The organism is Trinickia sp. LjRoot230 (assembly GCF_964253315.1).
Classification (GTDB): Bacteria; Pseudomonadota; Gammaproteobacteria; order Burkholderiales; family Burkholderiaceae; genus Trinickia.
In genome coordinates, this window is the sequence record NZ_CAXUQX020000001.1 from 57,956 (window position 1) to 83,856 (window position 25,901).

A 25,901-nucleotide genomic window follows, 5' to 3' on the forward strand; every position below is an offset into this window, starting at 1 on the left:
GGCGAAGAGCTTTATGCCAGACCCTGCTCGCTCGTCTCGCGGCGCACGAATACATGACCTAAAAAACGAAGCGAGCGTTTGTTTCGTCGCGCCGAATCAAGCCGAGGCGGCAATGGCCTTTTGCGTCACCGCGTACGGGCCGGAGTCGACGTAGCGTCGGCAGAACGCAAAGTGCGGTGCGCCCTGCAACGCAAGATGGCGTACCGCGCGATGTAACGGCGTCGCAGGGACGAGCACGCGCAGCACGCGTCCTGTCGCCCGCAGGTTCGCAACGGCTGCGGCCTGTCGTTCCTCGTGATACGACGCGAGGCTATGCACAGGCGATCCGTCTTTGATGACCTCTGCGAGGCGGCGGGCCAACGCACGTGCGTCGCCGATTCCCGAGTTGAGCCCGCGCCCGCCGAACGGACTGAACTGATGCGCGGCGTCGCCCGCGAGCAAAACGCGCCCGACAGTGAAATGCTCCGCGCGCATGTTGTTGAACTGATAGAGGCTCGTCCATAGCACTTCATACGGCACGTGCGGGCCAATCAACGCCCGGACTCTCGTATCGAGGCGCTCGGGATTGGCTTCGATGGCAAGGTTCGTATCGGCCGCGACTTGCCAATCGAGTCGCCAGACGTTATCGGGCTGCGGCAGCATGAACGCCTGATAGCCCTTGTTTCCGGGCGGACTGTAATAAAACCGGCGCTCGTAGTCGATGTCGAGCTTGGCGCGCACATCGGCTATCAGAAACCGGTTTTCGGAGCGGCGGCCGACTAGCGCGACGCCGAGCAGGTTGCGCACACTCGAATGCGCGCCGTCGGCGCCGACGACGAAGTCCGCGACGAATTCGCCGCCCTCGCGCGTCGTGACAATCACGTTTTGCGGCGTTTGCTCAAGCCCGCTGACCGTTTGATCGAAGCAAATCGAAATGAGCGACGGGTAGTGCTGCTGTGCCGCGTGCAACAGCGCGCAGTCCGTTTCCAGTTGCGACACATTGACGAACAGCGGGTATCGACTGTGGGTGGCCGCAGGATAGGTCTCGCTGAACAACAACCGATCTTTGTAATAGGTTCGTTTGATGCGCCAGGTAATGCCGCGCGCCGCCAGTTTGTCTCCGGTGCCGGGCGCCGCGTCGTCGAACGTTTCAAGCGTTTCGCGCAGCAGCACAATCGCACGGGAGCCTGTGCGCATGATGTCGGCGCCGCGTTGCAAGATCGTGGAAGGAATGCCTTGCTTCGCGAGCAGCAACGCCGTAGTGAGGCCAACCGGGCCAGCGCCGACAATAAGAACCGGTGTGGTCGACCTAGGCATGTCGGTCCTCGAAGAGGCTGCGCGGAAAGTATTCGGTAATGCGCATCAGAGGCCGCTGGCCGACGACGATATGGTAAGTGCGATAAAGCAACTCGCTGACATCGAAATAGGCTTGCAGCCGGGGGGCGTGACGTAACGGATAAATTCCCCAATCGACCAACTCGCGAAACGACTCGATGCGCGCGGAACGCAGCAGCAAGCCGATCGGACGAGTGCCTTCGATCAACTCACTGCGCAGATCTGCCGACAAGCGTTGATGTGCAATGAGCGATTCGGCATACACGAGATTGCGCTTGAATTCAGTAGTCCTAATTAAAACCTCGCGCCGAATCGCGGCTTCGTCCGTATCGAGGCCCATCGTTTCCGACGCGGGTTCGATGATGCCGGTTTCTTGCGAGAGCAGAACGGTTTCAATGTTTTCGTCGGCAAACGCGCTCAGGAGCAATGTCAACGTACCGTCGGTACACAAGAGTGCGCGTGCGGGCGAATGTAGCGCGTTCCACACTTGATGCTTGACGCGATCTTCCGCGGTGATTGCGGCCGGAAGGGAAAAGAACCTGGCTTGCTCGATAGGCGTGGACATTGGCGAATCCTTGCGATAAAGCGGCGCTGGAATGATGTCTCCTGATATGGCTGCCTCATCGTTGAACCGAGGCTGCGTAGGGCAACGCTCTACGCAAGTGAGATGCGCCGATGTCGACAAAGCGAGACTGTCGAGACGGCGTCTTGGTGACTTGCGTCAATTGTCAGGGCAATGCGATGCCTTCCGGGTGAACGAAACGCGTAGTCGGGGAAAAGTGAGCGGACTTTCGCTACGGCGGATGAGCATTGGGTTCAATGCGTTATGCGATTGGCATGAAAACGGGCAGCAAGACCAATGCGCATAACGCGACGCATCGTCATTTCGCGCACATCGTACGTGTATGTTTTTATGCGGCGACGATGAGTTTCACTTGATCGCGGATCATCTGAACGATCGTCTCGGGCGGCTGGGCGTCGGTGACGAGCATGTGCTGGTCGGTGAGGCGGCCTCGGCGTACGGGCGGGCGACGATTAAATTTCCAGTTGTCCGCGACGAGGATGCGTTGACGGCAACTGCTGCTGAGTGCTTCACGGGAGGCGGTTTCGTGTCGGTCGTAGTCCAGCAGCGCGCCGTCGTCGTCGATGCCGCCGACACCGTAGATGCCGAAATCGGCGCGATACTCGCGAAAGAGCCGATCGGCCTCGGGACCGAGGATGTCTGGATTTTGTTCACGCAATTGGCCGCCGGGCATGACAATGCGATGAGTCGACCGTGTGGCGAGCGCGAGCGCCGCGCGCAAATTGTTGGTGACGATGGTGAGCCGTTCGCGAAACGCGAGAGCAAGCGCGACCTGCTCCGGTGTCGTGCCGATGCCGATCAGGACGGTGCTGCCGTCGGGAACCAATGCTGCCGCGGCGGCGCCGATGCGTGTTTTGCCTTCGAGGTTGCGCACGCGGCGCACCGCATAGGGTTGGTTCACACCTGGCGTGAGCAGCTTGGCGCCACCGTACGTGCGGCGCAGAACATTTGCTTCGCACAACGAATTAATATCGCGACGGATGGTTTGCGGTGCGACCTCGAAGCGTCCCGCGAGGTCGTCGACGCTCATGGCGCCATGCTGACGAAACAGCGTGACGATCTGCTCCTGGCGTGGCGAGAGAGACATGGTAACGGCGCAAATGTTCGAATGAATTGGCCGTCACGGTAGCGAGGGGGTGTGACATTCGAATGACAATGTCGCAGGTTCGAATGAATCGAAGCCGGCGCGGGGCTCGTGATTACGGCGTATCCGGCTCATTCGGGTCATTCGATGCCACGACGCTGTCGGCGATGGCTGCGATCACCCAGCCAACGTGACAGCGCCCTTCAGTGGCCGGGCAGCCGGAACGGCCTCGGGATCCGCAGCTGCTGCTCACGCCGCCGCTCGGCAAAAACGGCCCATGCGCTATTCGTCCAGCCGAAGCCGCGCTGAACCTTGTATTCGCCGCCACCGCCGCGTTGACCGTTGGAGCGGTACTTTTCCCAGATCTCTCCGTCCATCTGATAGTTGTTCTGGACCGTGCGCATGAAGCGATTCGCGATGATATCGGCCAGTCTTCCGCGGCCGTTGCGCAAGCAGGCGGCGATCGGCTTCAATGGAACGGCGAGCGGCGAATCGGCCGAAGCCAGCCGTCCGAGCGGACTTCGATAGTTGTCCAGTCCCTCGACCGCGACCATCGCGACAGGTGCCCAGATGTGGTTGTCCCATTGCTGGCCCGTTTCCGTGGCCGTTGTCCGGATTCCACCAGGCACGAGCAGATCTTCCCTGACGGCTTGTTCCACGCGTCTGGCTTGCTTGCCGGATGCCATCCGTGCAAACAGCGGAAATGCGGTATCGGACGAGCGCACCGGACTCTTTCTGCGTTCGCGCCAGAGGTAGTCTGCAAAGTGCTTCGCCTCTGGGTCCCACATATGCTTGCGCATCGCCGTTTTGCGATCGCGAGCGAGTTGCCGATAATAGCCGGCGGCGCCGCGCTCGCCCGCTTGCCCCGCCGCCTGCGCAATGATTCGCTCATTCATGTAGAGCAATGCGTTCAAGCCGACGGGCAGGATATCGGGCGTGCGCATCGTCTCCAGGGTCATGCCGTCTTCGGACCATCGTTGCGTGCTGAAATCGTGTCCCGATTCGGCGGCCGCCCGAAGTGCCAACGCCGCGTCGGTGTCGCTGTTCGCTGCCGTCTTTTCATCTACATGGAATGCTTCTTCACGCAGTCGGCTGGGCTCGTGACGATCCGCATCCCACTCTTTTTCTTCGCCGGCGTCGTCGCCTTCGTTGCCGATGATCAGGTCGATGTCGCTCCAGTGACGAGCGAGAACGCTTCCATCCTCGAGCATGACCGCGCGCCTGTGTGCTTGCCCGGGCTGCAGCTGATCCGCACCGTCTCGCCAAAACGAGTGTTCCGCCATCATCTGCGGCAGATAGGTGGTCATGGCGGACGGCGCGAGCTTGCCCAGCTCACGGACCATCAACGCAAAGACTGGCGGTTGCGACCGGTCGAGGTAATACGTGCGAGCCCCGTTGGGAATGAAACCGTATTCATCGATCATGTCCGCAAAATTCTGCACCATGCCAGCGGCGAGCTGCCTGAGCTTGAACGCCTCGGGAATCCTTCCTTCCCGGATGAGCCGTTGTGAATCGGCTATCAGGCCGCGCAACGTGAAATAGCTGTCCCAGTAGTACGGCTCGGAAAATCGTGGGCTCGGTACGACGTGAGCGTGCTGGAGCGGCAGCAGCGACGAATGCGCGGTAGGTTGTACAGGCGCGAGCGTCAGGTGGTCCCACATTCGCGTGATGTGCTCTGCGATGGGAATGTTCGGATCTGGTAGATAAGTGAATTCCTTTTGCTCGAAATTGAAATTATCGAGAACAAACGATTTCAGATCGAAGTTTGGGTCCCGTCGGGTTGCGTTGAATTTCGCTTTGATGTCTGCAGGCGTCAATCCATTTTTTGGAACGCCGTCGACGAAAAACTTTCCGTCAGGGAAAAATCCTGATGTTTGCACGGCTTCGAAGAAATGACTGCCGTACAGTGCCATCGGTGTCCGTCTCGCCGCCTCATGAGGCGTGCGGGCCTTCGTCACCGGCGGGCTGAATTCCCGACGAGCGGATCGTCCGGTCAACGAGTCAACCAGCGTCGTCAATTTTCCTGGGAGTATCGGGCGAGACGATTGCTTCGCACCGGCTTGTGCGGTTCTGTGGCTATGAGACTCTCCGTTCTCTCCAGCATTAGCTGTCCGAGATAGAGGTAGGCGGATATTCACTTTGGTGCCCTTTCGTTCAAGGTTGGGTAAATCGCAAGACGTAAAGTCGACTTGGTTTAGCATTAACGATGCTTATCCAATGCATATCGGTCTTGCGGGAATTTGATGATCAGAAATGCATGATGAATTTGTGAAAGCGTTAATTTATTGTCCGCATGCTACAGAATGGTGCATTGCGGGATTGCCGACGCTCGCGAAGACAGGTGCGAATTGGCGAAGGCCGATGGCGGCGAGAATCCGCACGGCTCTTTGTGCTCGAGATGGCAATTCTCGAGCACAAACGATTTCAGATCGAAGTCTGAGTCCCGTCGGTATCGGGCTTGCCGGGACATCGAGATGCTAATCGCCGCCCGCCCGTTTCTACTGATACGTGACGGCTGGCCGGAAAGATTTCCCTGCTCGCAGACCCATATCAGCTTTCACTCCGTAGGACTACTAACTAACGCAGCGCGAAGCCTGTGAAATCGGTTAACCGAGGCCAGCGAACAATTCACCTACTCTGTAAATGCCCGCCGCGTTGAAACATCGCATGGGTGCGTAGTCAGCCGCGTCTATTCCGAAGGACCCAAGCAAAGGAGATAGTCACTATGAAGCTGCTCGGCAAAGCAATGAGCTGGATCAATGTCATGACAGCGTTCGCCGCGGCGTTCGCCGCGCTATGGGCGAGCGCCGCGCACGCGACGATCGAAAGCGATACGTCGGCACAAGCGGGTATCAAAAATGGAGTCGGGGAAACGCTGGTCTGAGTGGCGTAACCGGCAAGCTTATCCACTAAGTGGCGCCTCGCGAAACGCGAGGCGGGACAGCACGTCAAAGAAACCGCGTCGGCTGCATGATCGTCCGCCACATATGAGCCGAAGCACTGCCGTCGAACCCAAGGCCCTCCTTCGGTTGCCGAAAGTGGCGCCCGACGATGTCTTCGAATTCATCCAATCCGAGGTCGGCCGGCGGCGCCTGATCAAACGTATAAACATCATGAAGCGTGACCAGTCGCGCCGACATGTAATGTCGATGCTGCGGCGCACGTTCGTATTCGTCGCGAACGAAAGCTGATGGCGCAAAGTTCGGTCCGAAATAACTCAGATACTCTGGCGGATAACGATAGCCCACCGATTCGTCGGGGAAAAACCGCAATACTTGATGTTTTTCGATGGCCCAGCGAACCTCTTCATCGACATAGGGCGCGACGAGCTGAGCGGCCCAATAGCCATGATCGGCGCAAATGAATCCGATTACGCTGATGTCGTGGAGCAGACAAGCCAATACGATCTTGTCGTCATGGCCGGCTAGGCGCACACCGCGTGCGCTTTGCAATAAATGTGTGGCGAAATGCCGGAGAAGCGGCAGCGAAAGAAATCGAATAACGTGGGTGCGGCTGGCATTGGCGTCAAGCGCGGATCGTCGGCCATCAGGAACGGACCTTCGTTATCAACCGCCGCGTTGTATTGCACGGGGTCGATATCCCCCGATAGGTAAAGCGCCGATTTCACAGGCTTGGGGGCGCGCTTATCGTCATCGAATGAAGCTGTCTCGGCATTGCAATCCATCTAGCTCCTCCACAGCATATTCCGCGCGCGGCGATTTTCAGCCTAATCGTAGAGGGCCGCGCGAAGCCCGCCTTTGCACGGTTCGCAGAAAGCCGCACGTCGATGCGCGATGCACCATGACGGTTTTGTCGAGTACGCGCAGGTGCGCTGGTGCCCAAGCGCAGTGCGCTCGCACGCGAGACCGTAGGATCGTGCGCTTTCTGGTTTGCTCACTCAGAAACGTTATGCCGCGCAGTGTTGCCGCAATGCCTAGCCTATCGATTAGCTGCATGAGCGTATGGCCTTTTTATCCATCGTCTGCGGCCAACAGGTTCTTCCATTTCTTCCCCCTCAAGGTGTCGTCATGAAGCTACTGATGAAAGCAACGAGTTGGCTCGGCATACTCGGCGCATTTGCCGCGACAATGTGGGCGGCATCGGCACATGCCTCTGTGGTCAGCGATACATCGCAACCGTCCGGCGTCAAAACCGATATCGCCGAGACCGCCGTGTAATCGTATTCGGCTTCGGCTATGCAAGTTCCTTGCGAGCATCAGTGCCGAATCGCGGCACATGCTCGCAGGCTCCAGCTCCAGGCAATCGAAGGGCGCACTCATGAACACACTGACGATGTTTTCGTTTTGGCGTACGTCCGCAGCAAGAATGCTCGACCTTGCGATGCAGTTGCGACCGATCCGCTGGGTCTGGACCGACAAGATGCTGCGCGAGCATGCCAACAGCCCGCAACTCGACGGATACGAGCCCGGCGCGTGGGTCTATGGGCTCGATGCGCAAAACGTGCGTGACGTCCTTTCGAAGCCGCTGGCCCGGATAGGGCTGCGCGTGGCAGTGATCGACAAAAAGACAGGCGTCCTAACGGTCAACTATCGGCTCGTTGCGATGGTGCTCTTCGTCGCCATCGGAACCGCAAACGCCCGCTACGCCACGCTTCGTCCAGCGCTCGCGCACATGGTGCCGCAAAGCGGCCCGCGCATGATGTCGCGCTGGCGGTTGCTGATGCCGGCGAAGTCGACCACCCTGCGTGATCGTTGTCACGACCATCTGGCTTCGCTCAAATGGTTTGTGCGTGTGCTCGATGAGCTCGCGCGCGCAAGCGAACTCAACGCGGCAGCCATGCGTGCGCGCCCGGGCAGTGAAGACGGCGCATTGCCGCACACGCACCATCCAGCCTGAAAGCGAAGCGTCGCCGGCGTGCGAGCGCGTACAGCGGACTTTCGCGGTGCTCCACCGCGCTTCGCACTGTGACGGTTTTGGGCACGCGGTGTCTGCGATAGTTGCTCCGACGAAGGACGACTGACGATTGGCAGGCATGCTCGGCTCTACAACAGGCTCCCATTTTTCTCTCGATAGTTCGCGCTTCGCGGCCGCCAGCAATGAGCGACCCGTTGATGATGCGACGTGTGCCGGCGCCCGGAAGCGACTGCCCGCATCCGCCGCCGTCACGCAAGCATCAATGCAAAACGCACTCGCCGGTGTGTCGTCTATCGGCGCGGGCCAGCGGCTGTCGGCGCGTTTTTCGGCCGTCACAGCGGGGCGTGGCGATACGGGCAGCGTCGACCGTCGCACGGTATTGACCGGCGCGGGTGTGTTGGCGGGCGCCTATGTCATTCACGAGGTCGCACAGTGGCTCAGGCCGCCGCCGCTCCAGGTGCCGCGCGACGTGCCTGCCTCTTCGCGAGCACTGCAATCCTCGCGTATGCAGCTTATGCAGGCGGCCCGTCACGAAGCGGACGAATTGATCGAGAGCCTCAAGCGCGCTGCGTCGTGGGGGCAGCGCGATGCCAGTGCCGTTGAACGCGCGAAGGATGCGATTAAAGCAGCCAAATCGAAAGGCGGCTGGGCGTTGATCGAAGCGCTCGATCGCTATTGGCAGTCCCCGCTTGCTCAGTCGATCCATGCGTTGTCGGCGAAGTCCGCACGCTCGCACCGGTGCGTTGCGCAAATCAATTACCTGAGGCTGCATCCCACCGGTGAATCGGACGCGCGCACACGAGCACGGCACGACGCACTCGCCGCCATTGTGAAAAAACTGCGCGCGTGGGATTGGACCTGCAAATCGCGCCCCGACGGCACCATCGCATGCAGCTTGTAAGCGCTCGCGGTTATCGTTCGGACTACTGAGCATTCCGAACCCGCCATTTCGACGCCGCCGATTTGACAACCCCCTTACGGTCGCGTAAATTTCGCGCACGCGTCGGGAGAGCGTGTTGCAGCATGTTTTTGCGTTGTTTTCGCAAGCATGCCGTCGACGCCGCCGAAGGGGCACACCCACAAACTCTCAGGCAAAAGGACCGGCCGCGTCGGGAAGCTCGCGAAAAGCGGCTTTTCGCACTCTGGAGAGCGGCAGTAGCTCGACGGCAAATGCGTGCCAACACGCGACGAACGCCGAGCAAGCTGCCCACCGAAGGGGCGCGCGTTCGATCGGGAAACGGAAAACAAAACCGGAACACACCGGCCGTCCCCGCAGCGCAATCTCTCAGGTACCGAGGACAGAGGGGTCATGCATCGCATTCGCCATCGGCAACGGCCGGGGCGCGAGGCGATCGGCATGGCCCTTTTTTTGTTTTCGCGAAACCTTTTAGCGCGCCGAGGCTCCACCCCATGACCGAACTGAAACGCACTCCGCTGAACGCGGCTCATCGCACCCTCAATGCGCGCATGGTCGATTTCGGCGGCTGGGATATGCCCGTCAACTACGGCTCGCAAATCGACGAACATCATGCCGTGCGCGGCGACGCGGGCATGTTCGACGTCTCCCACATGTGCGTCGTCGATTTCACGGGTCCGCGCGCACGCGCCTTTTTCGAATTCGCGCTCGCGAATAACGTCGGCAAGCTGCAAACGTCGGGACGTGCGCTCTATTCGTGTTTGCTCAATGAAAGCGGCGGCGTGATCGACGACCTCATTGTCTATTACTTCTCTGACGATTTCTTTCGCGTTGTCGTCAATGCGGGCACGGCGGAAAAAGACATCGCATGGTTCACGCGCCTGAACGTCGAGCGCGAGTTCGGTATCGTCATCACGCCGCGGCGCGATTTTGCCATCGTCGCCGTGCAGGGGCCGAACGCCCGCGCCAAGGTCTGGCAGGCGGTGCCGGCCGTGCGCACGGCGAGCGAGGCGCTCAAGCCGTTCAACGCAGCGCGCGTGGATGCGACACCGTTCGGCGATCTGACCGTTGCACGCACGGGTTACACTGGTGAGGACGGCTTCGAGATCATCGTGCCCGCCATCAACGTTCAAGCGCTCTGGCAAGCGCTGCAGCAGCAGGGCGTGCGGCCGTGCGGTCTCGGCGCACGCGATACGCTGCGCCTCGAAGCAGGCATGAATTTGTATGGCCAGGATATGGACGAGACGGTGTCGCCGCTCGATGCGGGTCTTGCCTGGACCGTCGATCTCGCTACGCCGCGCGCGTTTGTCGGGCGCGCTGCGCTCGAAACGAACGGCATCACGCACGCGTTTGTCGGATTGATCTTGCGCAAGGAAAACGGCAAGGCGGCAGGCGTACTGCGTGCTCACCAGAAGGTGCGAACCGCATTTGGCGAAGGCGAAATCACGAGCGGGACGTTTTCACCGACGTTGCAAGAATCGATCGCTTTCGCGCGTGTGCCGAAGGGTGTCGAGCCGGGGGCCACGGTGCAAGTGGTGATTCGCGACAAAGCGCTCGACGCAACCGTGGTAAAACTGCCATTCGTGCGCCACGGCAAGGCACTGGTGTCCTGAGCCTGCCGCTTAGCGTACGTATCCCGCGTTTTTAGAATTCTATCTATCAGGAGTATTCGATGAGCAACGTCCCGGCCGATCTCAAGTACACCGACGAACACGAGTGGCTGCGCGTCGAAGCGGATGGCACGCTGACGGTCGGTATCACCGATCACGCACAAAGCACGCTCGGCGATATCGTCTTTCTGGAGTTGCCCGAACCCGGCAAGCAAATCACGGCAGGCGACGCCGTCGGTGTGGTCGAATCGGTGAAGGCCGCATCGGATATTTACGCGCCGGTTTCGGGTGAAATCGTCGACGTGAATCAGTCGGTCGTCGATACACCCGATGCCGTGAACAGCGACGCTTACGAGAGTTGGCTCTTCAAGATCAAGCCCGCCGATGCCGCCTCGATCGATAAGCTGCTCGACGCCGCCGCCTATACGAAACTCGTCGACTGAATTTTTGCCCGCCCATCATGAAGCTCGAACACCCGGATCGCCTGATGAACCGCACCCCTTCCTCGCTCGCCGCGCTCGAAGTGCACGATGCCTTCGCCGAGCGGCACATCGGCCCGGATGCCGCCGATCAGCAAAAGATGCTCGATGCAATCGGTTTTGCGTCGCGTGCGGCGTTTATCGATGCGGTCATTCCGCCGGCGATCCGCCGCACCGAGCCGTTGCCGCTCGGACCATTCGCGCAACCGAAGAGCGAGGCCGAAGCACTCGCTTACCTGCGCGAGCTGGCCAATAAAAATCAGGTGTTCCGCTCCTATATCGGGCAGGGCTATTACAACACGCACACGCCGGCCGTCATTCTGCGCAATGTGCTCGAGAATCCGGCCTGGTACACGGCCTATACGCCGTATCAGCCGGAAATCTCGCAGGGCCGCCTGGAGGCGCTGCTCAACTTTCAGCAGATGATCACCGACCTCACGGGCTTGGCGATCGCCAATGCATCGCTGCTCGACGAGGCCAGCGCCGCGGCTGAAGCGATGACGCTGTTGCAGCGCGTCGGCAAGCCGAAGTCGAACGTCTTTTATGTGGCCGACGATGTGCTGCCGCAAACGATCGAAGTCGTGCGCACACGCGCTCGGCCCATCGGCATCGAGGTGCAAGTCGGGCCAGCGCAGGCAGCGCGCGACGCGAATGCGTTCGGCGTGTTGCTGCAATACCCGGGCGTCGGTGGCGACGTGCGCGATTACCGTGCGTTGACCGAGGCCGTGCATGCGGCGGGCTCTCACGTCGTCGTCGCGGCCGACTTGCTTGCGCTCACGCTGCTGACGCCGCCCGGCGAATGGGGTGCCGATGTGGCGGTGGGCAACTCGCAGCGCTTCGGTGTACCGGTAGGCTTCGGCGGCCCGCATGCGGCCTATCTTGCGGTACGCGATGAATTCAAGCGGCAAATGCCTGGGCGGCTCGTTGGTGTGACGGTCGATGCACAGGGCAATGCCGCATTGCGCCTTGCGTTGCAAACGCGCGAGCAGCATATTCGTCGCGAGAAAGCGACCTCCAACGTCTGCACGGCGCAGGCATTGCTCGCCATCATGGCGAGCATGTATGCCGTTTATCACGGGCCGCATGGCTTGAAGGGCATCGCGTTGCGCGTGCATCGCATTACTGCACTGCTTGCCGCAGGTGTACGGCAGCTCGGCTATACGGTTGTCAACGCAACGTTCTTCGATACGCTGACGATCGATACCGGTACGCGCACCGCAGCCGTGCACGACGCAGCGAAGCAGCAGCGCATCAACTTGCGCCGCGTAAGCGATACGAGCGTCGGTATCTCGGTAGACGAAACGACGACGCGCGCCGATCTCGCCGATTTGCTCGCGGTCTTCACGCATGCCGCAGGTGCGATCGACGTGCCGCATGTCGACACGCTCGATACCGCAACGCTGCGCGCAGCGTCGAGCTCCGCCGAGGGCGAACTCGCGCCGCTGCCGGCCGCGTTATTACGCACCAGTGCGTATCTGACCCATCACGTTTTCAATCGCCATCATTCGGAGACCGAAATGCTGCGCTATTTGCGCAGCCTCGCGGACAAGGATCTCGCGCTGGACCGTTCGATGATTCCGCTCGGCTCGTGCACGATGAAGCTGAACGCGACCTCGGAAATGCTGCCGGTCACGTGGCCCGAATTCGGTGCGATCCATCCGTTTGCGCCGGCCGAGCAAACGGTCGGCTATCGCGAGATGATCGATCAGCTCGAACAGATGCTTGTCGCGGCCACGGGCTATGCGGCGGTGTCGCTGCAGCCGAACGCGGGCTCGCAAGGCGAATATGCAGGACTACTAATCATTCGCGCTTATCACGAATCGCGCGGGCAGGGGCATCGCGACATCTGTCTGATTCCGGCTTCGGCGCATGGCACGAACCCGGCGTCGGCGCATATGGCCGGCATGAAAGTCGTGGTGGTGGGGTGCGACGCGCAAGGCAACGTCGATATCGACGATCTGCGGGCCAAGGCTTCGCAGCATGCGGACAAGCTTGCGGCGATCATGATCACTTACCCGTCGACGCATGGCGTGTTCGAAGGCAACGTGCGCGAGATTTGTGAAATCGTGCATGCCTGCGGCGGACAAGTCTATGTCGATGGCGCGAACATGAACGCGATGGTTGGCCTCACTGCGCCGGGGCAATTCGGCGGCGACGTCTCGCACCTCAATTTGCACAAGACATTTTGCATTCCGCATGGCGGAGGCGGCCCGGGCGTCGGGCCGGTCGCCGTGGGTCCGCATCTTGCGCCGTTCTTGCCGAACCAGACGTCGTCGGGTTACCGCCGCGCGGAAAGCGGGATCGGTGCGGTCGCTGCCGCCCCCTATGGATCGGCGTCGATTCTGCCGATTTCGTGGATGTACATCGCGATGATGGGCGCGAAAAATTTGACCGCTGCGACCGAGGTGGCGATTCTGAACGCGAACTACGTGGCAAAGCGGCTTGCCGCGCACTATCCGGTGCTTTACGCGGGCCCGGGTGGATTGGTGGCGCACGAGTGCATTCTCGATTTGCGTCCGATCAAGGAGGCGAGCGGCATCACGGTGGACGACGTCGCCAAGCGCTTGGCGGACTACGGTTTCCATGCGCCGACGATGAGCTTTCCGGTGCCCGGCACGCTGATGGTCGAGCCGACCGAGTCGGAATCGAAGGAGGAACTCGACCGATTCATCGAAGCGATGATTGCGATCCGCGAGGAAATTCGCGCGGTCGAGGAGGGCCGGGCCGACCGCGAGGACAACCCGCTCAAGCACGCACCGCATACGGCGGCGGCGGTAACGGCCGACGAATGGACGCATGCTTACTCGCGCCAGAGCGCGGCTTATCCGCTGCCGTCGCTCGTCGCCAGAAAATATTGGCCGCCGGTTGGCCGCGCGGACAACGTCTATGGCGACCGCAACCTCTTTTGCTCGTGCATGCCGGTCGCTGAATACGAATAACAGGCTTTTTGAGCGAGAAAAGCCGCTGATGCTTGGCGGCTCGCGCGTCGCTCGATACGAATACCGGCTAACATCTGACACCGCGATCAAGCTAATCAAGGAGCGACGCATGGTGCGAGTGAGGCCGACGACGACAGTGCGCACGACATGCACCGCGAGCACGAGGCCGCGGTGCGAACGTGGGGGCGGCGCATGGCAGTGGTCGCGGCTTTTTGCTGGCGCGCTGGCCTGCGTGTTGCCCGTCGCCGTCGCGCACGCCGCTATGAATTTTTGTGCTGCGCCCGCGCTGCAGACGAGCGAGCGCACGAACGCCGCGTCGGGCGTGCAAGTGTTGATCAAGAGTGTCGGCGGGCAGCTCGCGGCGCAGCCTAAGCCGCTCGCGCGCTTGCATACAGAGGGCACGCTGGCCCATGAAGGCATTTACGACGCCAGTGTCGAAGCGGAGCAGGACCTCGGCCTGATGCGCGATGCCGCGCTTGCCTGGCGAGCTACGGGCGACGACCGCTATCTGAAACTCGTCGATCGCTTTCTGCTGGCATGGAGTACGACCTATCAGCCTAGCTTCGACCCGATCGACGAAACGCATTTCGATGCGATGATCCTCGCCTACGATCTGACAGCGTCGGCGTTGCCCGTCAAGACGCGCAACGTGGCGGCGGCGTTCATTGCGAAGCTCGGCAACGGCTACGTCGCTCGCATCGACAACGAGCCGCGTCCCCTCAAGGGCACCTATCGCAACAATTGGCAAAGCCATCGCGTGAAGCTGATAGCGATGGCGGCATTCACGCTCGACGACCGTAAGCTGATCGATGCGGCGCAGCGGCTGTTCGTCGAACAGATCGGCAACAACATCGGGCCCGATGGCGCCACGGTCGATTTCACCGAACGCGATGCGTTGCACTACGTGACCTACGATCTCGAGCCGCTGGTGGCGGCCGCGCTGGCCGCCCGCCGGCATAACCGCAATTGGCTGACGGCGCGTGCCGACAACGGCGCCACGCTGGCACTCGCGCTCGATTGGCTCGCGCCTTACGCGCTCGGACAAAAGACGCACGACGAGTTCGTGCATTCGAGTGTAGCGTTCGACGCGAAACGGCGCGAGGCCGGTGTCGCTGGTTATGCGGGGCAGTGGGAACCGAAGCGCGCCTCGCAACTTTTTCATTTGGCGGCGCGGCTCTCGGGGCGCTATGCACCGATCGCACTGCACTTATCGCCGACGCCGCCCGCATGGCTTGCCGTGTGTTTGCCGGTTGAGGCGCGTTGAGCGAAGTTTAGCGAATGTCAACGAACGTCAACGAACATTAGCGAACCCTCGAATCGAGGATTTATTTTTTTGGAGCAGTAATGGCAGTCAGCGTTTTCGACCTCTTCAAGATCGGCATCGGGCCGTCGAGCTCGCACACCGTTGGGCCGATGCGCGCGGCGTTGCTGTTTGCGCAGGGGCTCGAACACGATGGTTTGCTTGCTTCGAGTGCTTCGGTGAAGGTCGAGCTTTACGGCTCACTCGGCGCAACGGGCAAGGGGCACGGCACCGACCGCGGCGTGATGCTCGGTTTGATGGGCGAGGCGCCCGATACGATCGACCCGGACACGATCGTCGCGCGGCTCGACGCAGTGCGCAGCTCGCGCCGGCTTGCCTTGCTCGGCCGGCACGAGATTGAGTTCACACCGAAGGACCAAATCGCGTTTTATCGCCAAGCCTTGCCCGAGCACCCGAATGGGCTCAAATTGCGCGCGCTCGACGCGGCCGGGGCCACGCTGCGCGAATCGACCTACCTGTCGGTGGGCGGCGGCTTCGTCGTGACGGCGGGCGCGGCCAATACGAAAGTGCTTGCCGCAGTCGATCAACTCGCGCATCCGTTTAGGACTGCTAACGAAATGCTGGCGCTGTGCGCCGCAACAGGCAAGAGCATTGCGCAACTAATGTGGGAAAACGAGCGCACCTGGCACACCGACGACGAGACGCGTGCGGGCTTGCTCAAAATCTGGGACGTGATGCAGTCCTGCGTGGCGCGCGGCTGCGGCATCGGCAATCCCGCTGCTGACGGTACGCTGCCGGGCCCGTTCAACGTCAAGCGCCGCGCGCCGCAACTTTATCGTACGCTCTCGGGTAGCCCCGAGCAGGGGCTGCGCGATCCGCTTTCGATGGTCGATTGGATCAACCTCTATGCGATCGCCGTCAACGAGGAGAACGCGGCGGGTGCACGTGTAGTCACGGCGCCGACGAACGGCGCCGCGGGCATCATTCCCGCGGTGCTCCATTACTACACGCGTTTTGTGCCTGGTGCGAACGAGCAGGGCGTGATCGACTTTCTGATGACCGCGGCGGCCATCGGCATCTTGTATAAACTCAACGCATCGATATCGGGCGCCGAGGTTGGGTGCCAGGGCGAGGTGGGCGTAGCGTGCTCGATGGCGGCGGGCGCGCTCGCCGCGGTGATGGGGGGCGACCCGAAGCAAGTCGAGAACGCCGCCGAAATCGGCATGGAGCATAACCTCGGGCTGACCTGCGATCCCGTCGGCGGGATGGTGCAGATTCCCTGTATCGAGCGCAACGCGATGGCCTCCGTCAAGGCGGTCAATGCGGCACGCATGGCGCTGCGTGGGGATGGCAGCCATTACGTTTCGCTCGATTCCGTCATCAAGACAATGCGCGAGACCGGTGCCGATATGAAGACGAAGTACAAGGAGACATCGCGCGGCGGCTTGGCCGTCAATATCGTCGAATGTTGAAGGCTTAGATCACCGAGCTCACCTTCGTCGCTTTGGTTGCTTCCACGACTGCGCTCGGGCCGATAGTCCGGGCGCGGCAAAAACTGCAGTGAATGTTCCGATACTGCAAACCATGCTCGCGCAGATCGGACAGCACATCGCTGAGCGTCACGCCGGCGATGTTCGTCAGCTTGCCCCGGATCGTCAGAATGTCCATCGCGTGCCCTCCGTAAACACGCTCCTCGTAAGCCAGACCTTTGTGAATGCCCGCGTAAGTGTCGCCCTCGAATTTGCGCAGCCGATAGTTGCGGACCACGCCACCTTGATCGACCGATTCGACTGGAACCACCGCATGCGTGACGATCGACCAGATACCGGGATCGAGCAGCGAGGTTTTGTGTGGACTATAAAAATGCAGCGTTGTGCCGTTCGGCACCGCAATCCATCCGCCAAGGCCGGGAACGTTGCGCGCCGCGCCCCGTTGTCGTCCGAATTCGGGCCGCGGCACGTAGGTGCCGTGCGCGGTGATCAGCAGATCGTTCGCGTGTCCGTATTTGGAGGTGAACACGTACAAGCGGTTTCCAATGGCAATTTGTTTGGGCATCGGGTAATGCGTGCGTTGATGGAAGCCCTATTAAATAGCGATAGCCGAATTCGCGAATGGTGAACTTTCTGATCCTTGTATCGCCGATGACAGCGGTGCCGAGCGGGCGTAAGCTGTGGCCTCGTTTTCCGCCGATTTCGGATTGTCCGTTCGAGGAGGTCACCGCATGACGTTCAACCCCGCCGACGCTGCCGCTACGACCGGCGCGCGTCTTATCGTCGATGCCTTGCTCGTGCAGGGTGTCGATCGTGTCTTTTGCGTGCCGGGCGAGAGCTTTCTTGCCGTGCTCGACACGCTTTACGACGAGAGCGAGCGGATTCGCACGTTCGTCTGCCGGCACGAAGCGGCGGCGGCGAACATGGCTGAGGCAACGGGCAAATTGACAGGCCGCCCGGGCGTTGCGTTCGTGACGCGTGGGCCAGGTGCGACGCATGCCTCCATTGGCGTGCATACCGCGTTCCAAGATTCCACACCGATGATTCTGTTCATCGGGCAATGCGCGCGCGAGCATCTCGATCGCGAAGCGTTTCAAGAGATCGACTATCGGCGCATGTTTGGTCAGATGGCCAAATGGGTCGCGCAAATCGACGATGCGCGCCGTATTCCCGAATATCTGAGCCACGCATTTTATACGGCTTGCTCGGGGCGGCCGGGCCCTGTCGTACTCGCATTGCCGGAAGACCTGCTATCCGATTCGTGCCCCGCCGTGCCTGGCGCACCGGCGTTTCAGCGCGTGGCTGCGGCACCGGCCCCCTCGCAGATCGCACGCTTGCGCGAGCTACTCGAGCGTGCGCGCCAACCTGTGCTGATCGCCGGCGGCAGCGGCTGGACTCCGTCCGCCTGCGACGATTTACGCCGCTTCGCGCAAAACTGGCAGTTGCCGGTAGGCTGCGCGTTCCGCTATCAGGACACGCTCGACAACGAGCATCCGAACTATGCGGGCGATGTGGGGCTTGGCATCAATCCCGCGCTTGGGCAACGCATTCGCGATGCCGATCTTTTGCTGGTCATTGGTCCGCGTCTAGGCGAAGCAACAACGGGTGGCTATACGTTGCTCGACATTCCGAAAACGAAACAGACACTCGTTCATGTTCATCAGGGCGCGGAAGAGTTGGGCCGAGTCTATGCACCGGACTTGCCGATCGTTTCGGGCATGCCGGAGATCGCCGCCGCGCTCGCAGCACTCGAGCCGCATGCTGCGCCGGCTTGGTCCGACAGTGCACATGAGGCGCACCGTGCTTATCTTGAATGGCGCCGGCCGCGTCCGATGGAAGGCGACGTACAGCTTGGCGACATCATGACGCAGCTACGCGAGCGGCTGCCGGCCGATGCGATCGTGACGAACGGTGCAGGCAATTACGCGATCTGGCTGCACCGGCATTTCTCGTATCGGGGCTTCAAGACGCAGCTTGCGCCGACGAGCGGCGCGATGGGTTACGGCGTGCCGGCCGCGCTCGCGGCGAAGGCGCTTTACCCGGAGCGCATTGCAGTTGCGCTCGCCGGGGATGGCTGCTTCATGATGGCCGGCCATGAGCTCGCAACGGCCATGCAATATCGGCTCAATGCGATTTTCATCGTCGTCAATAATGGCCACTACGGGACGATCCGCATGCATCAGGAGCGGCATTACCCTGGGCGCGCGCACGGCACCGGGTTGACCAATCCCGATTTCGCCGCGTTTGCACGTTCGTTCGGCGCTCACGGTGAAACGGTAGTTAGGACTGCTGAATTTTTGCCGGCGCTCGAACGATCGATCGAAAGCGCGCTGCCTGCGCTGATCGAAATTCGCGTTCCGCAGGAAGTCAGCACGCCGAACGCCACGCTCGCGCAAATTCGGGAGCAGGCCCGCACGGCAGGCAAGGGTGGTTGAGCCGCCGCGCTAGTTAATGTCCGCGATAGAGCTCGCCGTGCGTTTGCGCCTGGGCCTGTGTAACAGGCGCACGCCTCGCAAGCTTCGGAAGCTCGAATGGCCAAATCGGCGAGCGCCTGACGACACGTTGTGGCGGATGCTTCGCAGCGCCCGTTGCGGTAACGGCATGCCGCCGGATCGAGCGAGTCTTCGCTGTTTGCTTGGCCCGCGGTTGCTCCGCCGCGTTGCTCGCGCTTGTCACTGGGCCAGCCCATACCCGATTCGTTGCCACCGGAACGCCGGCGCCGGCGCCGCTCGGGCCCGAGGCCGGCGCGGGCTCGCGACATCCTGCGGCATCGCAGCCGGGTTGCTCGAAGTGATAGACCGGGCTGGCCGCTGCAGCGGGTGCGTCGTCTGACGGCGAGACATCCGGCGGTGTCGCCGTGGCAGCGCGGGTCAATGCTTCGGAGTCCGAAGCAGATGCGGATGGTGCCGTCGAAGCAGGCGAAGTGGCCGATGTCGTCGATGAATGCGTCTGTTGGACAGCGGCCGGCGGAGCAACGGCGTCGGCGAGCGGCGCCACTATCGGCGCTTGCTTCGGCGCTTGCTTGGACACTTGCTTGGGCGCTGGCTTGGGCGCGGCGACCGGCTTTGCCGATGGGGCTGCCGGCGGTGTTGCGGACTCGGATACGCGGTGGTGCGCGGGTGGCTCGCTCTTCACGTATTTTTCTTCGGACTGCTTATCAATTGCTGGCGGCAGAGACAGTGGGCGCGGCGGCCGGCGCGGCATCACTGGCGTAGTGGCGGCTATGCTGGCAGCCGCTACGGGTGGAGTTGGAGCGCGCACGGAACGGCGGCCGTTGTGCATGACCTGATTCAGGTGCTGGGCATCGGCGTTGTTCTCGTCGCGCAGCCCTTCGATTTGGCGCTGCAGCAACGCGACGAGCGCTGAGGACGACATCGTTTGAAGCGTCGTCGCCGTCGTTGCCGATGACGGATGAACGGGCTCCGTGCTCGTATGAACGGGTTCGTCGCGTGGAGTCGTGGGCTGCCAGTCCTGTTGCGCGCTTTCACGTTCGTCGATTGCGACGATTGCGCCGAACGTTGCCGCGAATCCGAACAGGATGACGGCGACGCTTGTCGATACGCCCCACCGTCGCGCACCGTTCGTATCGTTACCCTTCAATCGATGTGGCAGTGCCGCAAGAATCCGGCTGCGTAGCGGCGCTGCGCTGGTGGGCATGCCTTGAGTGCGGGGTTGCACAGCCGATGCGGCGCGGCGGCGTTCATATAGCAAGACCGGCCGTCCGCATCGCGGACAGCGCGAGGAATCCGCCGGCAAGCTCAGGCCGCAACGGCGGCAGGGCAGCGGCGAAGCCGGCTTCGAGGTCGCTTCCGTCTGCATAGGCTCTCGCGGGCGATACATGCCGGACACTCCCCGCTCGCTCATGCCGAACGAAAAACGAGCGAGCGCACGGATGAACGCACCCTTTGCCCGACTATGTGTCGCGTTGCTCGAAAGATCAACCCGGCTAGCAGCGGTGCGTGTGGGCTGCCTAACATTCGCGTGGAGATTGGACTGCGTTTGATAACCGAATCCTTTTGGCACTGCCGATCGTCTTATGCATGGAAGGCAAGAGCGGCAAGGGCCGCGCAATGCTCAACTTACGAAGCAGCAAAAGGAGAGGGATGATTTTGGTGACGGGCGGGACGGGACTGAACGGACGAGCGGTAGTCGACGAGTTCGTGCGCGCCGGGCATCCGGTCAGGGTGTTGGTCAGGCGCCTCGCGAAGGCGTCCGAAGCAGGGCTTGATCATATTGCCGGCATCGAACTCGTTGAGGCCGACATGACCCGCGCCGAGACGCTTGGCGCCGCGCTCGACGGGGTCACGCGCGTGCTGATGATCTCGTCCTCCGCGCCCGATATGGTCGAGACGCAGTGCCGCTTCATCGACGCCTGCAAGCAGGCCGGCGTCGGGCATGTCGTCAAATTCTCGGGTGCGGAGTCGGGCATTGGATTCGACCCTTCGCAGTTTCGGTTCACGCGCATGCACGAGCAGATCGAGGATTATCTCGAAGCATCCGGGCTGGCATGGACGCACCTGCGCCCATCGCAGTTCATGCAGGTCTACCTGCGCGAGGTGCCGGATATCGTGAGCAAGGGCGAGTTGCGCTTACCGTTTGCCGACATCCGCCTGTCACCGGTGCATGTCGGCGATATCGCGAGAGTTGCGCATCGGTTGCTGCGCGATGGCGGGTACGAAGGCGAACGCCTCGATATGACCGGGCCCGAAGCGCTGACGATGAATGACGTGGCGGCCCGCCTCTCTACTGCGACGGGCCGCAACATTCGCTACGTGCCTGTCAGTCTGGAGGCGCGGCGTCAGGCGGTGCTCGCAAGTGGCGTGCCCGCCGCATTCGCCGATGCACTCGACGAGCTTGCGGCCGAACGCCTGAGGCGGCCGCAGGCGCGGGTGTACCTCGGCACGCACGAGGCGTTTGACGTCAGGCCGACCACGTTCGCACAATTCGCCGAAAGCCACGCTGATGTTTTTCGAGGGAAATAATATGCGTGTTCTTGCGCGCATCCTTTGATACTTGCCGAACGTCTAGTCAAGCGAAGGGCATCGATTACGACCAACAGGAGCATTGCGAAAAATGGACCAACACAGCAGGATCGAGATAATCGGTATCCAACAAAGCAACTTCGTGCGTGCAGTCAGAATCGCCTGCGAAGAGAAATCGATCGAGTACGATCACTATCCGGACCGGCCCCACTCAGCTTCCGTTGCTGCGATTCATCCTTTGGGCAAGGTGCCGGTCATGCGTCATGGCGAGTTCACGCTCGCGGAATCCTGGCCGATCGTTGCGTATCTGGACCGCATTTTTCCGGGAACACCGATGATGCACGCCGATACGACGGAATTGACCGCTGAGATCGAACAATGGGTGTCGATCCTGGTAACCGCTGTTGATCAGATCCTGGTGAGGAAGTATGCGTTTGCCTATCTCTTTCCCGGTACGCCCGACGGAGCCGTCAATCGCGCTGCCGTCGACGAGGTTTTGCCCAAGATGGAAGCGTTGATCACGACGCTCGACGCGCGCGTCGCGCCCACCGGGTTTCTTGCGGCTGGAAAGTTCACATTTGCCGATGCGCTGTTGCTGGCCACGCTCGATGCGGTTCGGCGGTTATCGGAAGGCGGCGCTGCCATCGAGGCGGCACCGAACCTCTCATCGTATGTGGCCCGCCATTGCGCTCGCCCGAGTCTGATCAAAACCGACCCTTGGATCGGGGGCGACAAATGAAACGAACCATCGTCACTTACACAACCAAGGCGGAGCATATCGATGAGAATGTCCGCTTGATCGCGGGCGTCTTCGATCAATTGCATGCTCGTGTCCCCGAGGGCCTGCGTTACATGGTCCTGCGCTATGGGGAGGGTCGCTTTGTGCATGTGGTCGAGCAAGACGCCGGGGCGCCGTCGTTATCGGATCTCGATGCGTTCAGGGCGTTTCAGGAAAATGCCAGTCAGCGATGGCTGACACGACCCGAAGTGAACGAAGCGACCGTCGTGGGCTCGTACGGCATGCTTCGAGACTCAACCTGAACGAGGCGCGATGCACCCGGCATGACTCAATCGGTTCCAAATGCATCCGCGGCGCGGGCTGCCTTCGAGGCCAGCCTGACGGAATTGCGCCCAAAACTTCATCGATATTGCGCACGGATGGCGGGCTCCGCCGTTGATGGCGAAGACATCGTTCAGGACGTGCTGATCAAGGCTATCGAGGTGTTTGCCGAGACGCAGATCGAGAGCCTCGAGCGCTGGCTTTTCCGCGTTGCGCATAACGCGGCGGTGGACTTTATTCGCCGCCGCAAGCGAACGGAGCCTGCCGGTACGCAGGAAGACATCGATATGATCGTTGACAACGCCGCATCCGCAACCGGCCGGTACGTCGTATCGTCGAGCCTGCGGACGTTTATGTATTTGCCGGTGGCACAGCGAGGCTGCACGATTTTGATGGATGTACTCGGCTACTCGTTGCAGGAAGTGGCGCTGATAACCGGGATGACCGTTCCGGCAATCAAAGCCGCATTGCATCGGGGGCGAACCCGCATACGGGAATTGGCTGATGAGCCTACTGACCGAGTGCTGCCGACGTTGAGCCAGGAAGACCTTGTGCGGCTGGCGAACTACGTCGATCGATTCAACGCGCGCGACTTCGACGCAATACGCAAGCTGCTGGCAGATGACGTGAGGCTCGAACTCGTTGCGCGCGCGCGCCTGGAAGGGCGTCAAGAAGTGTCGAAGTACTTCGGCAACTATGCCAGCGTGAACGACTGGCGATTCGTGCTCGGGCTGGTCGATCGGCAGCCCGCGCTGTTAGTTCGCAATCCTAACGATCCGGCAGCGCCGCCTTCCTATTTCGTTCTGCTCGAATGGGCGCACGACGACCTCGCCCGGATCAGAGATTTCAGGTACGCGCGCTATGTCGCCGAATCAGCCGAAATGATTGTTCTCGAACACCGTTGAAAGGTATGCGCGCATGAGCGAGATGGCAAATGATGTCGTGACGGTTCTCGAGCGATACCGGCGTGCCGTTCTACGCAAAGACGTAGAGGGCATGATGGCGTTGTATGCCGATGATGTGCGCGTTTTCGATACTTGGGGGGTGTGGGAGTACGACGGTGCCGCGGCGCGACGCGTGACGGTCGCGCAATGGTTCGGGTCGTTGCGCAACGAAACGGTGCAAGTCAGCGCGGAGGATGTCCGCATCGATGGGACGCAGGATTTCGCCTTTGTCAGTGCGGTCGTGCAATACGCGGCGATATCGGAAAGCGGGCAGGTGCTGCGATCGATGCAGAACCGGCTGACGTGGGCACTCGCGCGGCGCGAAGGAAACTGGAAGATCGTGCACGAGCATACGTCGACCCCGATCGGCTTCGATGACCTGAAGGCGATCATGCATCGGCCCATTGCAAGCTGACGTCATTCGCTTCGGTGGGACCAACGCAACTTGCGCGGCGCAATGAAACGCCATGTGAGCAGAACCGCAATTGCAAATGCCGCGTAAGCCGCGGTGAATACCCAATTCGGTAAATCGTAATAAAGCATGCGGCCAACCCAATAAGCGATGCAGCCTTGTGCGCTGCTCGTGTCGTTGCGCAAGCGCGCTTCGAGCGTCGTCAGCGGACAAGGAACGCCGAGAAGCGCAAGCGCCGCAACCACGGCAATCGCGCATAGATGGGCGAGCCGAAAACGCGGCTCGCGTATCCAGCGCCAACCGAGCGATGCGCCAATCAAAATGGCCGCGAAGCCGCCGACGATAAACAGCACGACGAGCGCATGAATGAATAGCACGACGTCAGCCAACGCAATAGTCATCGCATTTCCCGGGCGCAGCGGCTTAGCACGATCGGGAGTATAGGCATCCTCGTCGCGCATTGCATCGCATTACATTAAACCCGCCGGTGTGCCCGCGCCGAGAGTATGCCTGCCACGACGACGCAGGCTGCAAAAAGTCCCGCAACGACGCCAATGCTGACGCGATAAGCGTGGGCATAAGCGACTGGTGTTGCCTCGTGCGCGATAAGCGTGAAGAAAAGACCGCCGATGGCTGTGGCGCCGAATGCGGAGCCGATCTGCAACATCGACGTGACGATGCTCGCGGCAAGCCCAGCCCGCCCCGGGTCTATTTCGCCGATGACGATGCGCACGACGTTCGGCAGCACGAGGCCGTGTCCGACACCGGCCAGAAGCAGTCCCGCATAGAATGCGCCGCCCGGCACGACGCGCTCAGCGGCAGCGGCCGTGACCGCAAAGCCCGCTGCAAGCGCGGCGAAGCCTGCGCTCAGCACATGGTTGCCGGTGCGGCGTACGAGTGCCGGCGAAAGCAGCGGGCCAAGAATCGACCCGACACCAAACGGAAAGATCGCGACGCCTGCGGCCAACGCCGACCAGCGCAGGCCCGATTGCAGATAGATGCCGTAGGTCAAAAAGAACACGCTATCGCAATAGAAACAAAATGCGAGCGCAAGCCCTGCCGAAAACACAGGATTCCTAAACAATGCGAGGTCCACGAGCGGATCGCCGCCCGCGCGCTTCTTGCGATGTTGAACTGCAACGAAGGCGCCGAGCGCGGGCACGCTCGCGGCCAGCGCAATGAACGTCGATGGCGGCCAGCCGGCCTCGCGCCCTTGCGTGAGCGGATAGATGACCAGTGCGAAGAAAAGCGACAAGAGCACAAGACCCGTCACGTCGATGCGCGCGCGATCGGCGCTCCGGCTTTCCGGTACGAAGCGCCAAGCGCCGAGGAGTGCAAGCGCGCCCACGGGCACATTGATCAGAAAGATGGACTGCCAGGCGAGTCCGAACGGGCGCAGTGCGATGAGCAGGCCGCCGCCGAGTTGTCCGGCAACCGATGCAAAACCGTAGACGAAGCCGTAAAGACTCATGACCTTCGTTTGCTGCGCTTTAGGAAACGTGCTGCGTATCGTGGCCAGAATCTGAGGGACGAGTATCGCGGCCGAACTTCCTTGCAACAGCCGGGCGCCAATCAGCAGCGCACCGCTTGGCGCGGCTGCGCACAGTATCGATGCTGCGACGAAGCCTGCCATGCCCGCCATGAACACCCGCTTGCGGCCGAAGCGGTCGCCCAGGCGGCCACCCGTGACGAGCAATACGGCGAACGCTGATGTATAGACGGACACGATCAATTGCAATTCGGCGGCGCTGGCGCCGAGTGCATCGCGAATGGTGGGCAGCGCAAGGTTGACGATGAAGTAGTCGAGCGGCGAAAGGAATGCGCCGGTCAACAGTGCAGCCAGCGCGAGCCGGTTAGCGCGCGTGGTGCGCATTTGCGGGGCGGCGAGCGGCGTCGCGGCACCCAGGTCGGTATGCATCGCCTGTGAGGGATCGGATTTCATGATGGGCAAT

General features: G+C 61.4%; 25 protein-coding genes and 2 riboswitches. Of the genes, 15 read left to right on the forward strand and 10 right to left on the reverse strand.

The window, feature by feature from the left end:
* Positions 1-96: 96 nt before the first annotated feature.
* The 4 genes from ACSQ20_RS00190 to ACSQ20_RS00205 all read right to left on the reverse strand — a co-directional run bounded on the left by ACSQ20_RS00190 (position 97) and on the right by ACSQ20_RS00205 (position 4,894).
* The gene (locus ACSQ20_RS00190; RefSeq protein ID WP_436016336.1) at positions 97-1,296 is read right to left on the reverse strand and encodes an FAD-dependent monooxygenase; all 1,200 of its coding nucleotides are present in this window, start codon (positions 1,294-1,296) and stop codon (positions 97-99) included.
* Positions 1,289-1,879, reverse strand: a complete 591-nt coding sequence (locus tag ACSQ20_RS00195) for a chorismate--pyruvate lyase family protein (protein ID WP_436016338.1) — start codon at positions 1,877-1,879, stop codon at positions 1,289-1,291. Before ACSQ20_RS00195 ends, ACSQ20_RS00190 begins: the two co-directional genes overlap by 8 nt.
* 346 nt (positions 1,880-2,225) lie before the next feature.
* Positions 2,226-2,984 (reverse strand): DeoR/GlpR family DNA-binding transcription regulator, encoded by a 759-nt coding sequence (locus ACSQ20_RS00200; RefSeq protein WP_436016340.1) that lies wholly within the window; start codon positions 2,982-2,984, stop codon positions 2,226-2,228.
* Positions 2,985-3,184: 200 nt separating this feature from the next.
* Complete coding sequence (locus ACSQ20_RS00205; RefSeq protein ID WP_436016342.1) at positions 3,185-4,894, reverse strand: trehalase family glycosidase; 1,710 nt, start codon at positions 4,892-4,894, stop codon at positions 3,185-3,187.
* Between the two features lie 812 nt (positions 4,895-5,706).
* On the opposite strand from ACSQ20_RS00205, the gene ACSQ20_RS00210 reads away from it, so the two are divergent.
* On the forward strand, positions 5,707-5,865 hold the full coding sequence (locus ACSQ20_RS00210) for a hypothetical protein (RefSeq protein WP_436016344.1): 159 nt from the start codon (positions 5,707-5,709) through the stop codon (positions 5,863-5,865).
* Positions 5,866-5,929: 64 nt separating this feature from the next.
* Here ACSQ20_RS00210 and ACSQ20_RS00215 read toward each other — a convergent pair whose 3' ends face one another.
* Together ACSQ20_RS00215 and ACSQ20_RS00220 are read right to left on the reverse strand one after the other, a co-directional pair.
* Positions 5,930-6,415, reverse strand: a complete 486-nt coding sequence (locus ACSQ20_RS00215) for a hypothetical protein (protein ID WP_436016346.1) — start codon at positions 6,413-6,415, stop codon at positions 5,930-5,932.
* Positions 6,406-6,666, reverse strand: coding sequence for a hypothetical protein (locus ACSQ20_RS00220; RefSeq protein ID WP_436016348.1), 261 nt, complete (start codon positions 6,664-6,666; stop codon positions 6,406-6,408). The genes ACSQ20_RS00215 and ACSQ20_RS00220 overlap by 10 nt, the downstream gene beginning before the upstream one ends.
* Before the next feature lie 343 nt (positions 6,667-7,009).
* On the opposite strand from ACSQ20_RS00220, the gene ACSQ20_RS00225 reads away from it, so the two are divergent.
* The 8 genes from ACSQ20_RS00225 (at position 7,010) to ACSQ20_RS00260 (ending at position 16,533) form a co-directional block, all read left to right on the forward strand.
* Entirely contained in the window at positions 7,010-7,159 is a 150-nt protein-coding gene (locus ACSQ20_RS00225; RefSeq protein WP_436016350.1) for a hypothetical protein, read from the forward strand.
* A gap of 100 nt (positions 7,160-7,259) precedes the next feature.
* Positions 7,260-7,838, forward strand: coding sequence for a hypothetical protein (locus tag ACSQ20_RS00230; protein ID WP_436016352.1), 579 nt, complete (start codon positions 7,260-7,262; stop codon positions 7,836-7,838).
* 280 nt (positions 7,839-8,118) lie between these two features.
* Positions 8,119-8,757 (forward strand): hypothetical protein, encoded by a 639-nt coding sequence (locus ACSQ20_RS00235; protein WP_436016353.1) that lies wholly within the window; start codon positions 8,119-8,121, stop codon positions 8,755-8,757.
* A 93-nt stretch (positions 8,758-8,850) separates the two neighbouring features.
* Positions 8,851-8,970, forward strand: a riboswitch (glycine riboswitch).
* 18 nt (positions 8,971-8,988) lie between these two features.
* A riboswitch (glycine riboswitch) is annotated at positions 8,989-9,168 on the forward strand.
* Between the two features lie 98 nt (positions 9,169-9,266).
* The gene (gene gcvT, locus ACSQ20_RS00240) at positions 9,267-10,385 is read left to right on the forward strand and encodes a glycine cleavage system aminomethyltransferase GcvT (protein WP_436016355.1); all 1,119 of its coding nucleotides are present in this window, start codon (positions 9,267-9,269) and stop codon (positions 10,383-10,385) included.
* 59 nt (positions 10,386-10,444) lie between these two features.
* Positions 10,445-10,825 carry a glycine cleavage system protein GcvH gene (gene gcvH / locus ACSQ20_RS00245; protein ID WP_436016357.1) on the forward strand — a complete coding sequence of 127 codons (381 nt, stop codon included), beginning with the start codon at positions 10,445-10,447 and terminating at the stop codon, positions 10,823-10,825.
* Positions 10,826-10,842: 17 nt separating this feature from the next.
* Positions 10,843-13,800 (forward strand): aminomethyl-transferring glycine dehydrogenase, encoded by a 2,958-nt coding sequence (gcvP, locus tag ACSQ20_RS00250; RefSeq protein ID WP_436016359.1) that lies wholly within the window; start codon positions 10,843-10,845, stop codon positions 13,798-13,800.
* A 262-nt stretch (positions 13,801-14,062) separates the two neighbouring features.
* Positions 14,063-15,064, forward strand: a complete 1,002-nt coding sequence (locus ACSQ20_RS00255; RefSeq protein ID WP_436022800.1) for an alginate lyase family protein — start codon at positions 14,063-14,065, stop codon at positions 15,062-15,064.
* A gap of 80 nt (positions 15,065-15,144) precedes the next feature.
* Positions 15,145-16,533, forward strand: coding sequence for an L-serine ammonia-lyase (locus ACSQ20_RS00260; RefSeq protein ID WP_436016361.1), 1,389 nt, complete (start codon positions 15,145-15,147; stop codon positions 16,531-16,533).
* A 4-nt stretch (positions 16,534-16,537) separates the two neighbouring features.
* Here the strand turns inward: ACSQ20_RS00260 and ACSQ20_RS00265 are convergent, their stop codons facing one another.
* Positions 16,538-17,116 (reverse strand): putative adhesin, encoded by a 579-nt coding sequence (locus ACSQ20_RS00265; RefSeq protein ID WP_436016363.1) that lies wholly within the window; start codon positions 17,114-17,116, stop codon positions 16,538-16,540.
* Positions 17,117-17,282: 166 nt separating this feature from the next.
* Between ACSQ20_RS00265 and ACSQ20_RS00270 the strand changes: the two genes are divergently transcribed.
* Positions 17,283-18,986, forward strand: a complete 1,704-nt coding sequence (locus ACSQ20_RS00270) for a thiamine pyrophosphate-binding protein (RefSeq protein WP_436016364.1) — start codon at positions 17,283-17,285, stop codon at positions 18,984-18,986.
* A gap of 13 nt (positions 18,987-18,999) precedes the next feature.
* Here ACSQ20_RS00270 and ACSQ20_RS00275 read toward each other — a convergent pair whose 3' ends face one another.
* Positions 19,000-20,208 (reverse strand): hypothetical protein, encoded by a 1,209-nt coding sequence (locus ACSQ20_RS00275; protein WP_436016365.1) that lies wholly within the window; start codon positions 20,206-20,208, stop codon positions 19,000-19,002.
* Positions 20,209-20,654: 446 nt separating this feature from the next.
* On the opposite strand from ACSQ20_RS00275, the gene ACSQ20_RS00280 reads away from it, so the two are divergent.
* The 5 genes from ACSQ20_RS00280 to ACSQ20_RS00300 all read left to right on the forward strand — a co-directional run bounded on the left by ACSQ20_RS00280 (position 20,655) and on the right by ACSQ20_RS00300 (position 23,952).
* Positions 20,655-21,533 carry an SDR family oxidoreductase gene (locus tag ACSQ20_RS00280; protein WP_436016367.1) on the forward strand — a complete coding sequence of 293 codons (879 nt, stop codon included), beginning with the start codon at positions 20,655-20,657 and terminating at the stop codon, positions 21,531-21,533.
* 91 nt (positions 21,534-21,624) lie between these two features.
* Positions 21,625-22,272 (forward strand): glutathione S-transferase family protein, encoded by a 648-nt coding sequence (locus tag ACSQ20_RS00285; protein ID WP_436016369.1) that lies wholly within the window; start codon positions 21,625-21,627, stop codon positions 22,270-22,272.
* On the forward strand, positions 22,269-22,574 hold the full coding sequence (locus ACSQ20_RS00290) for a hypothetical protein (RefSeq protein ID WP_436016371.1): 306 nt from the start codon (positions 22,269-22,271) through the stop codon (positions 22,572-22,574). Before ACSQ20_RS00285 ends, ACSQ20_RS00290 begins: the two co-directional genes overlap by 4 nt.
* 21 nt (positions 22,575-22,595) lie before the next feature.
* Positions 22,596-23,498: a sigma-70 family RNA polymerase sigma factor gene (locus ACSQ20_RS00295; protein WP_436016373.1), complete on the forward strand. Its 903-nt coding sequence runs from the start codon at positions 22,596-22,598 to the stop codon at positions 23,496-23,498.
* Between the two features lie 13 nt (positions 23,499-23,511).
* Positions 23,512-23,952, forward strand: a complete 441-nt coding sequence (locus ACSQ20_RS00300; protein WP_436016375.1) for a YybH family protein — start codon at positions 23,512-23,514, stop codon at positions 23,950-23,952.
* A gap of 2 nt (positions 23,953-23,954) precedes the next feature.
* Here ACSQ20_RS00300 and ACSQ20_RS00305 read toward each other — a convergent pair whose 3' ends face one another.
* Positions 23,955-24,350 (reverse strand): DUF2784 family protein, encoded by a 396-nt coding sequence (locus ACSQ20_RS00305; RefSeq protein WP_436016377.1) that lies wholly within the window; start codon positions 24,348-24,350, stop codon positions 23,955-23,957.
* 74 nt (positions 24,351-24,424) lie between these two features.
* Complete coding sequence (locus ACSQ20_RS00310; protein WP_436016379.1) at positions 24,425-25,891, reverse strand: MFS transporter; 1,467 nt, start codon at positions 25,889-25,891, stop codon at positions 24,425-24,427.
* Positions 25,892-25,901 lie beyond the last annotated feature (10 nt).